This window comes from Nocardioides gansuensis (assembly GCF_003076135.1).
In the GTDB taxonomy this organism is placed as follows: domain Bacteria; phylum Actinomycetota; class Actinomycetes; order Propionibacteriales; family Nocardioidaceae; genus Nocardioides; species Nocardioides gansuensis.
Window position 1 is genome coordinate 399,050 of record NZ_QDGZ01000001.1, and the last position, 13,304, is coordinate 412,353.

General features: G+C 70.0%; 12 protein-coding genes. 4 read left to right on the top strand and 8 right to left on the bottom strand.

The genetic code is table 11. The features are described from left to right. Positions 1-13: 13 nt before the first annotated feature. On the bottom strand, positions 14-1,207 hold the full coding sequence (locus DDE18_RS01840) for an MFS transporter (protein WP_116570521.1): 1,194 nt from the start codon (positions 1,205-1,207) through the stop codon (positions 14-16). Positions 1,208-1,261: 54 nt separating this feature from the next. Here DDE18_RS01840 and pyrE point away from each other — a divergent pair, with 54 nt between their 5' ends. Beyond that, the gene (pyrE, locus tag DDE18_RS01845; protein WP_116570522.1) at positions 1,262-1,801 is read left to right on the top strand and encodes an orotate phosphoribosyltransferase; all 540 of its coding nucleotides are present in this window, start codon (positions 1,262-1,264) and stop codon (positions 1,799-1,801) included. 68 nt (positions 1,802-1,869) lie between these two features. Here the strand turns inward: pyrE and DDE18_RS01850 are convergent, their stop codons facing one another. The 3 genes from DDE18_RS01850 to DDE18_RS01860 are packed head-to-tail and all read right to left on the bottom strand — an operon-like array spanning position 1,870 to position 5,077. After that, positions 1,870-2,796, bottom strand: a complete 927-nt coding sequence (locus DDE18_RS01850; RefSeq protein ID WP_170313254.1) for a carbohydrate ABC transporter permease — start codon at positions 2,794-2,796, stop codon at positions 1,870-1,872. After that, complete coding sequence (locus DDE18_RS01855) at positions 2,793-3,722, bottom strand: carbohydrate ABC transporter permease (RefSeq protein ID WP_116570523.1); 930 nt, start codon at positions 3,720-3,722, stop codon at positions 2,793-2,795. Before DDE18_RS01855 ends, DDE18_RS01850 begins: the two co-directional genes overlap by 4 nt. Positions 3,723-3,739: 17 nt before the next feature. Next, positions 3,740-5,077, bottom strand: a complete 1,338-nt coding sequence (locus DDE18_RS01860) for an ABC transporter substrate-binding protein (protein WP_211754365.1) — start codon at positions 5,075-5,077, stop codon at positions 3,740-3,742. 183 nt (positions 5,078-5,260) lie between these two features. Between DDE18_RS01860 and DDE18_RS01865 the strand changes: the two genes are divergently transcribed. Both DDE18_RS01865 and DDE18_RS01870 read left to right on the top strand, forming a co-directional pair. Next, positions 5,261-7,249 (top strand): beta-galactosidase, encoded by a 1,989-nt coding sequence (locus DDE18_RS01865; protein WP_116570524.1) that lies wholly within the window; start codon positions 5,261-5,263, stop codon positions 7,247-7,249. Next, positions 7,250-8,044 carry a DeoR/GlpR family DNA-binding transcription regulator gene (locus DDE18_RS01870; RefSeq protein WP_245916388.1) on the top strand — a complete coding sequence of 265 codons (795 nt, stop codon included), beginning with the start codon at positions 7,250-7,252 and terminating at the stop codon, positions 8,042-8,044. A gap of 76 nt (positions 8,045-8,120) precedes the next feature. On the opposite strand, the gene DDE18_RS01875 is transcribed toward DDE18_RS01870, so the two are convergent. Further along, positions 8,121-8,864, bottom strand: coding sequence for a DedA family protein (locus DDE18_RS01875; RefSeq protein ID WP_245916389.1), 744 nt, complete (start codon positions 8,862-8,864; stop codon positions 8,121-8,123). Between the two features lie 37 nt (positions 8,865-8,901). On the opposite strand from DDE18_RS01875, the gene DDE18_RS01880 reads away from it, so the two are divergent. Continuing rightward, the gene (locus DDE18_RS01880) at positions 8,902-9,576 is read left to right on the top strand and encodes a TrmH family RNA methyltransferase (RefSeq protein ID WP_245916390.1); all 675 of its coding nucleotides are present in this window, start codon (positions 8,902-8,904) and stop codon (positions 9,574-9,576) included. Between the two features lie 13 nt (positions 9,577-9,589). Here DDE18_RS01880 and DDE18_RS01885 read toward each other — a convergent pair whose 3' ends face one another. The 3 genes from DDE18_RS01885 to DDE18_RS23540 form a co-directional block, all read right to left on the bottom strand. Further along, positions 9,590-10,528, bottom strand: a complete 939-nt coding sequence (locus DDE18_RS01885) for an EamA family transporter (protein ID WP_116570525.1) — start codon at positions 10,526-10,528, stop codon at positions 9,590-9,592. A 98-nt stretch (positions 10,529-10,626) separates the two neighbouring features. Next, complete coding sequence (locus tag DDE18_RS01890; RefSeq protein WP_116570526.1) at positions 10,627-12,723, bottom strand: M14 family zinc carboxypeptidase; 2,097 nt, start codon at positions 12,721-12,723, stop codon at positions 10,627-10,629. A gap of 129 nt (positions 12,724-12,852) precedes the next feature. Further along, on the bottom strand, positions 12,853-13,134 hold the full coding sequence (locus DDE18_RS23540; protein ID WP_245916439.1) for a response regulator transcription factor: 282 nt from the start codon (positions 13,132-13,134) through the stop codon (positions 12,853-12,855). Positions 13,135-13,304 lie beyond the last annotated feature (170 nt).

Genomic DNA, 13,304 nt, shown 5'->3' on the forward strand with positions numbered 1-13,304 from the left:
GGTACGCCGCGGCTCACCGCCCGACGGCGCCCTCCCCGGCGAGCCGCGCCCGGTCGAGCTCGCGGGTCCACTTCGTGACCCAGGCGGTGCCGCCGGCGAAGACGAGGCCCAGCACGACGCACGCCGTGCCGAGTGGGAGTGCCGCAGCCAGCACGCCCAGGGCGACGGGCGCCGCCGTACCTCCCACGTCGCCCATCAGCCGCCAGCCGCCGAGGAACTGCGCGCGCCCCACCGTCGGCGCGCAGTCGGCGCCGGTGGTCATCACGATCCCGGACCCCAGCCCGTTGCCCACCGCGATGAGCACCGCGACGGCCAGCACGGAGGCGAAGCCGGTCGTGAGGGGGAGCAGCAGCGAGCCCAGAGCGACGGAGGCGACGACCGGGAAGGCGACGAGCGCGCGGCCGTAGTGGTCCATCACCCAGCCGGCGGGGTAGAAGAGCGAGACGTCGACCGCGGCCGCGATGCCGAAGAGCAGCGAGATGCTCGCCGCGGACATGCCGATGTGGTCGCACCAGAGCGGCAGCAGCGCGAGCCGCAGGGCCCGCGACGCGGAGATCACCAGCACCGCGCTGCCGAAGGTGAGCAGCGTGCGGCGGTGCTCGCGCAGGACGCTCGCGACCGACACCCGCTCGGAGCGGGCGTGGGCGCTGAGGTCGGGCATCGACTGCACCATGGCGACCGCGACCAGGCTGGTCACGGCGCCGAGCGCGAAGACCGCCGCGATGCCCCAGGCGGCGATCAGCGCGGCTCCGAGCAGCGGTCCGACGAGCAGGCCGATCCGGTGGCTGCCGCCGAGCGTCGACATCGCCCGGGCCCGGTAGGCCGCCGGTGTCGCGTCGATGAGGAATCCTTGCCGCGCCAGCAGGAAGACGGTCCACGCCATCCCGGTGAGCAGCACGAGGACCGCGAAGGCGACCAGGTCGCGGGTCTGCCACGCCAGCACGAAGATCACGGCCTCGACGACCCCGGCCAGGGTGAGCGCGCGGCGCTCGCCGATCCGGCCGACCAGCGCCCCGGCCGGGAGGCTCATCACGAGCTGGCCGATGCTGACGAGCGCGACGACGAGCGCCGCCTGGCCCACCGTGGCGCCGAGGTCGCGGGCGTGCAGTGCGATCACCGGCAGGATCGCGCCGTGGCCGGCGGTCGCCACGATGGTCGGGCCGTACGCCGGCAGCGCGATGCGGCGGAAGCTGAACTCGGTGTCCATGGGACTCCCGAGCGTAGGCGGCGTCGCCGGCGAGCCCGTCGCTAGGCTCTGCCCGTGCCCGACGAGACCCTTGCTGCCGACATCGACTCGGCCTGCCGCCTGACGGGGGAGTTCACCCTCCGCTCCGGCCAGGTCGCCGACACCTACTTCGACAAGTACCTCTTCGAGGCCCAGCCCGCGCTGCTCGACCGGGTAGCGACCCGGATGGTCGATCTCCTGCCCGAGGGCACCGAGCTGCTGGGCGGGCTCGAGCTCGGCGGCATCCCGATCGCGACCATGGTCTCGGCGAAGACCAGGCTGCCGGCGCTGTTCGTGCGGAAGAAGGCGAAGGAGTACGGCACCGCCAAGCTGGCCGAGGGGCCCGACTTCTCCGGTCGGCGGGTGACGATCATCGAGGACGTCATCACCACCGGAGGCGCCGTACGCGACGCGACCCGCGCGCTGCGTGAGGGCGGCGCGATCGTGGAGGTCGTCGTCTGCGCGATCGACCGGTCGCCCGAGGGGGAGAACCCGCTGGCCGACGTAGGCCTGGAGGTGCGTGCCGTGCTCACGCGCGCCCAGCTCGACGCCGCCCAGTCCTCGACGGTCGAGTAGCGAGCGCCAGCGAGCGTATCGAGACCCGAGGCGTCCCTGCCTGGTGTGGTGACCCCGCTGTCCTCGGCTCAGCCCTTGGTCGACCCGAGCGTCAGGCCGGACACGAACTGCTTCTGGAGCGCGAAGAAGACCACCAGCACGGGCAGGGCGACGACCACCGAGCCGGCCGCGACCAGGTTGGTGTCGGTGAAGAACTGGCCACGCAGGTTGTTGAGCGCCGACGTGATCGGGAACTTGTCGCCCTGCTGCAGGAGCACCGTGGCCCAGAAGAACTCGTTGTAGACCCAGGTGACCTGCAGCGTGGCGAGCGCCGCCAGCGCCGGGCGCACCAGCGGCATGGTCAGCTGCCAGTACTGCCGCCACACGCTGGCGCCGTCGAGCATGGCGGACTCGTAGATCTCGTGGGGCAGTGTCTTCATGTAATTGCTGAGCACGAAGGTGCAGAAGCCCATCTGGAACGCCGTGTTGACCAGGATCAGGGACCAGAAGCTGTTGAGCATGGAGCCGCTGTCCGACATGAAGAGGGGCAGCGGGATCTCCCGGAAGAGCCGGAACACCGGGATCAGCAGCGCCTGCGGGGGCAGCAGGTTGGCGGCGAGGAAGATCCCGAGCAGCGTGAGGTTGAAGCGGTAGCTGAAGCGGGCCAGCACGAAGGCCACCATGGACGAGAGCCACAGGGTCAGCAGCACCGCGGGGACGGTGATGATCACCGAGTTCTTGAAGTGCAGGCCGAAACGGCCCTGCTCCCACGACTGGCGGTAGTTGTCCAACGTCCATCCGCCGAAGGACAGGTAGCCGTTGGCCTGCGTGTAGCCGTAGTCGCGGAACGAGTTGAGCAGCGCCCACGCCAGCGGGAACAGCCACACGAGCGCGAGGATCGCGACCACCACCGTCGCCACCGTGCCTCGGGGACGGCTCATCGCCCCGCCCTCGGTCCGCGCGGCCGGTGTCGCCGTCCTGGAGGGCACGGGCGCGGTGGGGGTCTCGATGCTCATGGGTTTCGCTCCTCACGGAAGACGATGCGCAGGTAGAGCGTGATGAACACCGACGAGATCAGCATCATGATCACGGCCAGCGCTGAGCCGAAGCCGTAGCGCGTCGCCTCGCCGATGACGTTCTGGCTGACCAGGGCGGCGATGATCTCCAGGCCGTTGCGGCCCTTGTTGATCACCCACACCAGGTCGAAGGCGCGCAGCGACTCGATCACCACGATGACCAGGACGATCATGTTGATCGGGCGCATCACCGGGAAGACGACGTGGAAGAACGTCTTGACCTCTGTGGCACCGTCGACGGAGGCGGCCTCCCGCAGGGTGGCGTCGACGCCCTTCAGCCCCGCCAGGTAGATGAGCATGATGTAGCCGGTGTGGCGCCACGCGGTTGCGACGAGCACCGCCCACAAGTTGATGCTGGGATCGCCGTACCAGTCGACCTCGGAGTTGAAGACCTGGTTGAGCAGGCCCTGGTCCCGCGAGTAGAACAGCTGCCAGATGAAGCCGATGAGGGCGAGCGACAGCACGACCGGCATGTAGAACGCCGTCTGGTAGAACCGCCCGCCCCGCATCTCCCGATCGAGCACGACGGCCAGCAGCATGCCCAGCATCGTGGGGAACACGAAGAGGAAGACGAGCCAGATCAGGTTGTGCCGGATGGCCGGCCAGAACGGCGGGTAGATCGTGGCGATGTCCTTGTAGTTCTGCAGGCCCACCCATTCGATGGTGTCGAGACCCCCGAAGCCGTTCCACTTCGTGAAGGACAGGTACACCGAGCCGAGCGCCGGCAGCCAGACCAGCCCCACGACCAGGATCGTGGGGATGGCCACCATGGTGATCACGACCAGCCGGTCTCGCGTCGACAGGCTTGTCTCGCGCCGCCTCCCGGACGGCTTGGCGGCCTTCTTCGTGGTCGTGGTCGTCGCCATGATCTCGTCTCCGGCCGTCAGCCGAGGATTGAGTTCGCCTGCTGCTGGATGCTCGACGTCAGGCCGTCGATGTCGTCGGGGTTCTTCAGGAACTCCTGGATCGAGGGGACCATCACGGTGTTGGCGAAGTCGGCGTTGGTGTCGCGGTCCATGAACTGGGCGATGTTCGACGCGGCCGAGACGACCTCCACCGACTTCTTCTGCAGGTCGGTGTAGGTGCTGGTGCTGGCCTCGGAGTTCGCGGCGATGAACGGGGCGTCGGCGCCGTTGTTGGCCGCGTCGGCGGCGGCCGCGGAGCCGAGCCACTTGACCATTTCCTTGGCGGCGTCTTGGTTCTGGCCGGCGGCTGCCACGCAGAAGCCGTCGATGGGCGCGTCGAGCGCGTCCGCCCCGATGGTGTCGTCCAGCGCGGGAAAGGTGAAGAAGTCCAGGTCGTCACCGACGTCGGCGATGGCGTCGACCACGAAAGTGCCCAGGAGGTACATGCCGCAGTCGCCGTTGCCCATCGAGGTGGCTGCCTCCTGCCAGGTGCGGCCGAGCGGGTCGGCCTGGTGGTAGGGGAGCAGGTCGCGCCAGGTCTCGAACACCAGCTTGACCTCGTCACCGTCCCAGGCCTCGTCACCGGCCATCAGGGCCATGTGGAAGTCGAAGCCGTTGAGACGCATGTTGAGGATGTCGAAGGTGCCCATGGCCGGCCAGCCGTCCTTGTCGCCGAAGGCGAAGGGGGTGATGTTCTTGCCCTGCATGTCGTCCATGAGGGCGAAGAAGTCGTCCTTGGTCTCGGGAGCCGCCCAGCCGTTCTTCTCGAAGACGGACTTCCGGTAGAACACGGCCCACGGGTAGTAGCTGACCGGGACGAAGTACTGCTTGCCGTCGGGGGCCGTGGACGCCTGCTTGAACGCGTCGTCGAGCCCGTCGATCGGCCAGACGTCGCTCAAGTCCGTGATGAGGCCGCTCTCCGCGAACTGGGCCATCCGGAAGCCGGCGAACCAGGTGAAGACGTCGTCCGGCGTGCCCTGGAGGTAGGTGTTGATGCTCTCCTGGAAGGTGTTGTGGTCGACCGCGTTGAGCGAGACCTCGGTGCCGGTCTCCTTGGCGTAGGCGTCGGCCATGGCCTTGAGGCGGTCGTACGCCGGCCCCGAGCCCTGGGCCTCGTTGATGCCGAACTTCACCGTGGCGCCCTCACCACTCGCCGGGCCACCGCCGGAGTCGCCACCGCACGCGGCGAGCAGCGAGCCGCTGGAGAGCGCCAGGCTGCCGAGGCCGAGGGCCCGCAGCACTGAACGTCGTGAGGCCTGGGCGGTGACCATCGCCGAGCCGGGGATCGAGGGGGGGCGGGGGGTGCGACTCGACATGACTGCCTCCGAATAAGGAACAGAATCCAACGCGTTCCGGCATCTTGGTGGGGGGGATTCGCATGTGTCAACCGTCACATCGGGTCGATCTGATAACGAAGTCGACCTCAATCAACAAGATCCGACAGAAAGCGATGAGCAACCTGTTGACTAGCCCGGAGGCGACGCACCACTGTGATCGCCATGACTACCGCGTGGGCCGGCATCCCCTTCGGCGGCGACTACAACCCTGAGCAGTGGCCCCGCGACGTGTGGGCCGAGGACGTCAAGCTGATGGGGCACGCGGGCGTCGACCTCGTCACGGTCGGGGTGTTCTCCTGGGCGCTGCTGCAGCCCACGCCCGACACCTGGGACTTCGGGTGGCTGGACGACGTGCTCGACGGCCTCCTTGCCGCAGGCGTGCAGGTCGACCTCGCCACGGCCACCGCCTCACCCCCGCCGTGGCTCACCCGGGCGCACCCGGAGATGCTCCCCGTGACCGAGGACGGGACCACCTTGTGGCCAGGAGGGCGGCAGGCGTACTGCCCCAGCTCGCCGGTCTACCGCGAGCACGCGCTCGCCCTGTGCCGACAGATGGCCACCAGGTACGCCGAGCACCCCGCAGTCGTGCTGTGGCACGTCAGCAACGAGATCGGCTGTCACAACGCGCTCTGCTACTGCGACACCAGCGCCGCCGCCTTCCGGGGGTGGCTACGCGGTCGGTACGGCGACCTCGAGACGCTCAACGACGCGTGGGGCACCGCGTTCTGGTCGCAGCGGTACGGCGACTGGGACGAGATCCTGCCGCCCCGGGTGACCCCCGCCACGGCCAACCCCACCCAGCGCCTGGACTTCCAGCGGTTCTCCTCCGACGAGCTGCTGGGGCTCTTCACCGCCGAGCGCGACGTGCTCCACGAGCTGTCACCGGGTATCCCCGTGACCACGAACTTCATGGTCAGCGAGCACATCCGGCAGATGGACTACTTCCGGTGGGGCCGCGAGGTGGACATCGTCTCCAACGACCACTACCTGATCGCCGCCGACCCCTGGAACCACCAGGAGCTCGCCTTCAGCGCCGACCTGACGCGCGGGATCGCTGGTGGCCGGCCGTGGCTGCTGATGGAGACGTCGACGTCGGCCGTCAACTGGCAGCCGCGCAACGTGGCGAAGCGTCCCGGTGAGCTGCGCCGCGCGGCCCTCGGCCACCTGGCGCGGGGCGGTGACGGGATCTTGTTCTTCCAGTGGCGGGCGTCGCGCGCGGGGGCCGAGAAGTTCCACTCGGGCCTGGTGCCTCACGCCGGCACGGACACCCGGCTCTGGCGCGAGGTGTGCGAGCTCGGTGCCCTCCTCGACCGGCTCGACGAGGTGGCCGGCGCCGTCTCGCACAACGACGTCGCGATCCTCTTCGACTGGGAGTCGTGGTGGGCCAGCGAGCTGGACTCCCATCCCAGCGTCGACGTGCAGTACCTCGCCCAGGCACGCGACCTGCACCGTGCCCTGGTCGATCGCGGGGTGGGCGTGGACGTCGTGCACCCGTCCGCCGACCTGGCGGCGTACCGGCTGGTGGTCGTCCCGACCCTCTACCTCGTCACGGACGAGCACGCCGCGAGCATCGCCGCGGCGGCCGAGGCCGGTGCCACGGTGCTGGTCACCTACTTCAGCGGCATCGTCGACGAGCGCGACCACGTGCGACTGGGGGGCTACCCGGGTGCGTTCCGGGATCTGTTGGGAGTCGTGACCGAGGAGTTCACCCCGCTGCGGGAGGGTGAGCGGGTGCACCTCGACGACGGCGGTGTCGGCCGGATCTGGGCCGAGGACCTGCGGCTCGAAGGCGCTGAGGCGGTCGCGTCGTACTCCGACGGACCCGTCCCCGGCGCGCCCGCGATCACCCGTCGGGCGGTCGGCGAGGGTGCCGCGTGGTACGTCGCGACGCACCTCACCGAGTCCTCCGCCGGCACGCTGGTGGACCGGCTCCTCGACGAGGCGCAGGTCTCGGCCGTGGCCCCCACCGGCCCGGGCGTCGAGGTGGTACGACGCGTCGGTGACGAGGGGCGGTCGTGGGACTTCGTCATCAACCACACCGACCAGCCCGTGACCCTTCCGATGGCCGGCCACGACCTGGTGACCGACGAGGCCGTCGGGCCCATGCTGCGCGTCGACGCGGGCGGCGTGGCCGTGGTCAGGAGCGACTGAGTGCTCGCGGCACAGCGGCGCGCGATGATCATCAACGAGCTCAACCGCGACGGGACGGTCCGGGTGAGCGACCTCGTGCGCCTGCTGGGTGTCTCCGACATGACGGTGCGCCGCGACCTGCAGCAGCTCCAGCGCGACGGGCTGCTGGCGAAGGTCCACGGCGGGGCCACGGCGGTCACGGAGCCGGCCAGCCTCGAGCCGACGTTCGAGGTCAAGTCGAGACTGAGGCTCGCCGAGAAGGAGGCCATCGCCCGGCGCGCGGCCGAGCTGGTGCGCCCGGGCTCGGCCATCGCCGTGTCGGCCGGCACGACCACGCACGCCTTCGCGCGCCACCTCGTCACCATTCCCGGGCTCACGGTCGTCACCAACTCGGTGTGGGTCTCGGACGTGCTGCACCGGTCCGGCACCGAGGGCGCCAACGTCCTGCTCACCGGGGGCATGCGGACCCCGTCCGACGCACTGGTAGGCCCGCTCGCCGTCTCGGCGGTCGCCTCCCTGCACCTGGACGCCTTCTTCCTGGGGGTGCACGGCATGGAGCCGGCGGCGGGCTTCAGCACGCCCAACCTGCTCGAGGCCGAGATCAACCGGGCGCTGGTGCGGGCGGCCCGCAACCTGGTCGTGCTCGCCGACTCCAGCAAGTGGGGCATCGTCGGCCTCAGCTCGATCGCCGGCCTGGGCGAGGCGGACACCCTGGTGACAGACAGCGGGCTGTGTGCGCAGGCCAACGGGATCCTCGGTGAGCGGGTCGGCGAGCTGATCGAGGTCGACCCTGGAGACGAGGTCTCGGAAGCCTGACCCCGAGCCGCACCACGTCGGGGGGGCATGGCCTGGGATAACCCAGACCGGACCGGGGCATGCGCCCGCGCAGGCCTCAGCCGCGCGGCGGCACGTCCTGGCCGGCGATGTCGCGGTCGGGCCGGCCGTCCTGGTCGCGGTCGTCGGCCTCGGGGGCGTTGGTCCGCTTGTGGCGCCACCACTCCCAGGCGATCGGCATCAGCGAGAACACGAGGATGACGATGATCAGCTTGTCTATCTGCTCGCCGAGCGAGGGGAAGGCCGCGCCGAGGAAGAAGCCGAGCAGGGTGATGCTGAGGACCCAGAAGACGGCCCCGACGAGACTCCAGAGGATGAAGCGGCCGCGGTCCATCCGTCCGACCCCGGCCACGACCGTGACGTAGGTGCGTACGAACGGCACGAACCGCCCGATGACCAGCGCCTTGTTGCCGTGCTTGTCGAAGAACGCGGTGGTCTGCTCGAAGTACTTGCGCTTGAGGATGCGCCCGTCACGCTCGTAGAGCGGAGTGCCGACGGCCCTCCCGATCTCGTAGCCGGCGATGTTGCCCGCGATGCCGGCGATCGTGAAGAGCACCAGCGCGGCCACCAGGTCGCCGGCCTCGCCACCGGGGAAGACGTCGACCCGCTCGCCCGCGATGAAGAGTCCCATCGCGAAGAGCAGCGTGTCTCCCGGGAGGAACGGGAAGAACAGCCCGCACTCGACGAAGATGATGACCAGGCTCAGCCAGAACAGCGCCTCGCCGAAGCGGTCCAGCAACCAGTTGGGGTCCATCCAGTCCATCCCGAGCAGGAGCGGCTGGAGGTCGAGGAGCAGGCTCACGGCGGCCACCCTAACCGCCGCCTCCTACAGTGCCCGCATGCACGACGACGAGGAGCGGGCGCCCTACGACCCGATGCCGCACGGCCCGCCCGAGGTCGGCGTCGGCCCCTGGCAGGGGCCGTGGCCCGAGGACGACCACTGGGACCCCGAGCTGCTCGCGCACGGTGACCGCCGCAACGTGGTCGACCGCTACCGCTACTGGTCGCTCGAGGCCATCGTCGCCGACCTCGACACCCGCCGCCACGACTTCCACGTCGCCATCGAGAACTGGCAGCACGACTTCAACATCGGCACCATCGTGCGCACGGCCAACGCCTTCCTCGCCGCCGAGGTCCACATCGTCGGCAACCGGCGGTGGAACAGGCGCGGCGCCATGGTGACGGACCGCTACCAGCACATCCGGCACCACCCGACCCCCGCCGACCTCGCGGCGTACCTCCACGACCACGGCGTCCGCCTCCTCGGCATCGACAACCTCCCCGGCAGCGACCACCTGGAGACGATGCCGATGCCGCGGCACGTCTGCTTCCTCTTCGGCCAAGAGGGCCCGGGACTCAGCGAGGCGGCGCGCGAGGTGTGCGACGGCACCTTCTCGATCGCCCAGTTCGGCTCCACGCGGTCGATCAACGCCAGCGCGGCGGCGGCGATCGCGATGCACGCCTGGATCAGGGAGTACGCCGACCTGTCGGGCGACGCCGCCTGGCGCGGCTGACCCGGTCGACCCCTCAGCGGGCGTCGAGGACCTCGGGCTCCAGCACGGGCGCCACGACGCGGGGCTTCCGCTCCGCCGAGATGACCAGCGCGACGGCGGCGACCACGATCGTGCCGCCGGCGACGATCGGCCAGGTGATCGCCTCGTCGAGGATGAGCCAGCCGAGGAAGACCGCGATGACCGGGTTGACGTAGGCGTAGGTCGCGACCAGCGAGATCGGGGCGTTCGCGACGAGCCAGACGTAGGCGGTGAACCCGACGACCGAGCCGAAGACGACGAGGTAGGACAGCGCCCACCAGGTCGTCGAGGGGTAGTCGAAGGTGAAGCGCTCGCCGATGGCCATGCCGGTCGCCACCATCATCAGGCCGCCGAGCACCATCTCCCACACGGCGACCACGAACGGGTCGGACGGCAGCCACAACCGTGGCTGGACGTAGGAGCCGAGGGCCCAGCAGCTCGCGGCGAAGAGCACGATCAGGGCCGGGACGACCGAGAAGTCACCGGCGCCGCGACCCAGCACCACGAGCACGGCGAGGCCGACGAAGCCGAGCGCGACGCCGACGAGGGTCGCAGGCCGTGGCATGTCGCCCTCGAGCAGGCGGAAGACCACGATGATCAGCGGGGCCACGGCGATGAGCAGCGCGGCGTACCCGGACGTGGCGCCCTTCTGCTCCCCGATCGAGACAAGGCCGTTGCCCAGCAGCGGCAGGGTGAGGCCGAGGAAGGCCGTCCCGGCGAGCTGGCGCCGGGTGAGCGCGAGGCGGCCGACGCCCCTGTGGGCGACCGAGAGCACGATCCCCAGCACCAGTCCCGCGGTGACGAACCGGAGACCCATCGACGTCATGGGCGGCGCGTCCTCGACGACGATCTTGATGCCGAGGTACGTCGAGCCCCACACCACGTAGACGATCGCGAGAGCTGCTGCGACCAGTCCGCCGCGAGCTGGCACCATGACATCACCGTCCTTCAGTTGACCCCTTACAGCCTAGGGGTCGGCGAAGGGCCGCGACAGCGATTTACGGCCGCCGGCCGCCTACATCCGGCCAGGGCTCACCGGCGGCCGGCGCACCTCCCGAGATCGACCTTGACCTGCTGCCCCCGGTCGACGATGACCGGGACGGTCTGCCGCACCTGGCCGTCGACCTCGCAGGTGAGGGTGTAGGCCTCCACCAGCGGGGCGGTGGTCTGCTCGGTGGCGTCGTAGAGCGCCGCGGTCAGGGTGTACGTCGGGGAGACGGACGCGAAGTTGATCGCGCGCAGGACGTAGGTGCCGGGCGTCGGGGCGTTGATCGTGACCTTCTCCTTCTCACCCACGAAGTTGCCCGAGCTGCCCACCTTGGTGAGGCTGCCGTCGGCCTCCTTGCGGTAGACCTCGAGGTCGAGGTCGTCCGGGGTCGGCCAGTCGAGCGTGACCTGCATGATCTCCTGGTCGGTCTCCGTCACCACGAACTCGTGGTCGGCTGTGGCCAGCGGCGTCACCGTCCCCGTGAACGTCTCGGAGCGAGTCGGCTCCTCCGCCAGCAGCTTGACCAGGCGCGACTGCACGATCGGCCGGGTCGAGGGGTTGACGTCCCACGTGAAGGTCTTGCCCGTGACCACCATGCTGCTCTCGAGGGAGTCGGTGAAGTCGTTCTCGGGGCTCCAGGTGGGCGTGGAGAACGTCTTGCGCAGCCGCAGGGTGGCGCCGATCGGCGCCTTGCCCGTGATCACCGAGTGGTGGGCCCGGTCGACGGCGTTCTCGAAGGCGAGCAGGTAGGCCTCACGGTTGCCCTTGCCGGCGTACGCCCCGGCGCCGACGTACTCGTCGACGACCTCGGCGAACGGCGGGTGGAACTCGTCGGGGCCGATCTCGAAGGTGTAGCCGTAGCCGCCGGTCGCGTTGTAGGACCAGTCCTCGGTCGTGCCGGTGGTGTCGTAGAGCTCCCAGCCGTGCTGGTTGGTGTAGCCGTTCTGCGCCGTCATCGACGCGCCGAGCGCCTTCATGGCCTCCTCGTCGGGCGCGTCGCCGACGGGCAGGCCGTCCGGTCCGATCGTCGTCGGATTGACCCCGTTGGGACGCAGGACGAGGTTGGAGAAGGTGTGGTTGGAGATCATCATCGTGACCTGCCGCTCGCTGATGAGGCGGCGTACGTTGCGGGTCTCCGGCTCCGAGAACGGGCCCGCTCCGCGGTAGGTCGGGTCGGCGAAAAGGTCGGACGCGCCCGGTCCTCCCCAGAGGCCGCCATAGTTTCGGTTGAGGTCCGTGCCGACGAGGTAGCCGCCGGGGCTGGTGGCGCTGAACGCCGCGCACGTCCCGTCCGGAGTGTCCTGGCCGTCGACGACGCGGCAGTTCTTCCGCTTGTAGGCGTTGCCCGGCGTGCCGAGGATGGCCGCCGTCCCGCCGCCGTCGACCACACGCAGGTCGACGGTCTGGCCGTCGGTGTAGGAGAGGTGGAAGCCGTCGGCGTTGACGACGGGCACGATGATCATCCGGCCGCGCTCGAGCAGCCCGGAGATCCGCGCGTCCCCGGAGACCTTGCCCTGCACGAGGTCGAGGGCGAACTCCATGGCGTGCTCGCCGGAGGGCCACTCCCGGGCATGGTGCAGGCCGAACATGGCAAAGGTCGGCCGGCCGTCCAACGCATGGACATCGATGGCGATCTCGACGCCGAGCACGGTGCGCCCGTCCAGCGTCTTCTCGGGCAGCTCCAACAGCCGCACCAGGCCCGGGTGGGCCTCCGCCAGCCCGCGCAGCTCTGTCTCGTAGTCGGCGAGGCTGCGATAGCGGTCCCGGCCCGAGGGCAGGCTCGACCGCAGGGTCGTGGCGGCGTAGGCATCGTCGATCTGGTTGATCTCGGCCTCGCGTCGGATCAGGTCGGGGATCCGGACGTCCCAGGTGAAGCCGGCAGCACGCAGCGCGTCGCGCTCGGCCGCGGTGTGGAGGATGATCTCGATGTAGTCGTGACCGGCGTGCTCGGTGAGGTCGAGACCGAGCCGCTGCAGCTCCGCCTTCGCTGCCCGGGTGGGGGTGTCCACCGTGACCAGCTGGGGGGCGAGGGGCGGTGCGGGCTCCTCGGCGGTGGCCGAGGGCTGTGCCATCACCGCGGCGGTGAGGACGAGCGAGGCGAGGCCGCCGAGGAGCGAGAGGCGGCGGGGGGTGGTGGGCATGAAGCCTCCCTGGGTGCGGGCCGAGGACGCACGGGGTGTCGGCGCAGTCGGCCGGACGGGGTGTCACGCCACCAACGGGGCCACGATCCCGGGGGTTACGGGTCGGTCGGTTTTGGCGACGTGGGGCTGCTACGTCTCGTGCGGGGCGCGGCGGGGTGCGGGGACCCGCGGGGTCGTCCAGGCATACCCCGACCTGAACGCCGTCACCACCAGTTGCACGCGGTCCCGCGCGCCGACCTTGCGGAGGATCTGGGCCACGTGCGTCTTCACCGTCGGAAGGGACACGTAGAGGGCGCAGGCGATCTCCGCGTTGCTCATGCCGCGCACGACCAGGTCCAGGACCTCGACCTCGCGCGGCGACAGCGCTGACATCCAGGCTGGCTGCTCCGTGTGCCACTCGGGCCTCTCCATGCTCACCACAGACATCCGCAGTTCTCCACTCCGTCGCCGGCTCGTCCGAACCACAAGAGTCGCGCGGATCGGCGCGTGATACATCGGCGATGCTGCGTAGCCCGGATGGGGGGTGCGAGCTACCTGTTCTGGCCAAGCCGGCAGTCGGCCACGGCCGGGTCGGCACGTCC

Excerpts from the sequence above, each read along its gene's own strand:
- DDE18_RS01840 (WP_116570521.1), bottom strand. The coding sequence starts at position 1,207 with ATGGACACCGAGTTCAGCTTCCGCCGCATCGCGCTGCCGGCGTACGGC.
- DDE18_RS01850 (WP_170313254.1), bottom strand. The coding sequence starts at position 2,796 with ATGAGCATCGAGACCCCCACCGCGCCCGTGCCCTCCAGGACGGCGACA.
- DDE18_RS01855 (WP_116570523.1), bottom strand. The coding sequence starts at position 3,722 with ATGGCGACGACCACGACCACGAAGAAGGCCGCCAAGCCGTCCGGGAGG.
- DDE18_RS01860 (WP_211754365.1), bottom strand. The coding sequence starts at position 5,077 with ATGTCGAGTCGCACCCCCCGCCCCCCCTCGATCCCCGGCTCGGCGATG.
- DDE18_RS01865 (WP_116570524.1), top strand. The coding sequence starts at position 5,261 with ATGACTACCGCGTGGGCCGGCATCCCCTTCGGCGGCGACTACAACCCT.
- DDE18_RS01880 (WP_245916390.1), top strand. The coding sequence starts at position 8,902 with ATGCACGACGACGAGGAGCGGGCGCCCTACGACCCGATGCCGCACGGC.
- DDE18_RS01885 (WP_116570525.1), bottom strand. The coding sequence starts at position 10,528 with ATGGTGCCAGCTCGCGGCGGACTGGTCGCAGCAGCTCTCGCGATCGTC.
- DDE18_RS01890 (WP_116570526.1), bottom strand. The coding sequence starts at position 12,723 with ATGCCCACCACCCCCCGCCGCCTCTCGCTCCTCGGCGGCCTCGCCTCG.
- DDE18_RS23540 (WP_245916439.1), bottom strand. The coding sequence starts at position 13,134 with ATGGAGAGGCCCGAGTGGCACACGGAGCAGCCAGCCTGGATGTCAGCG.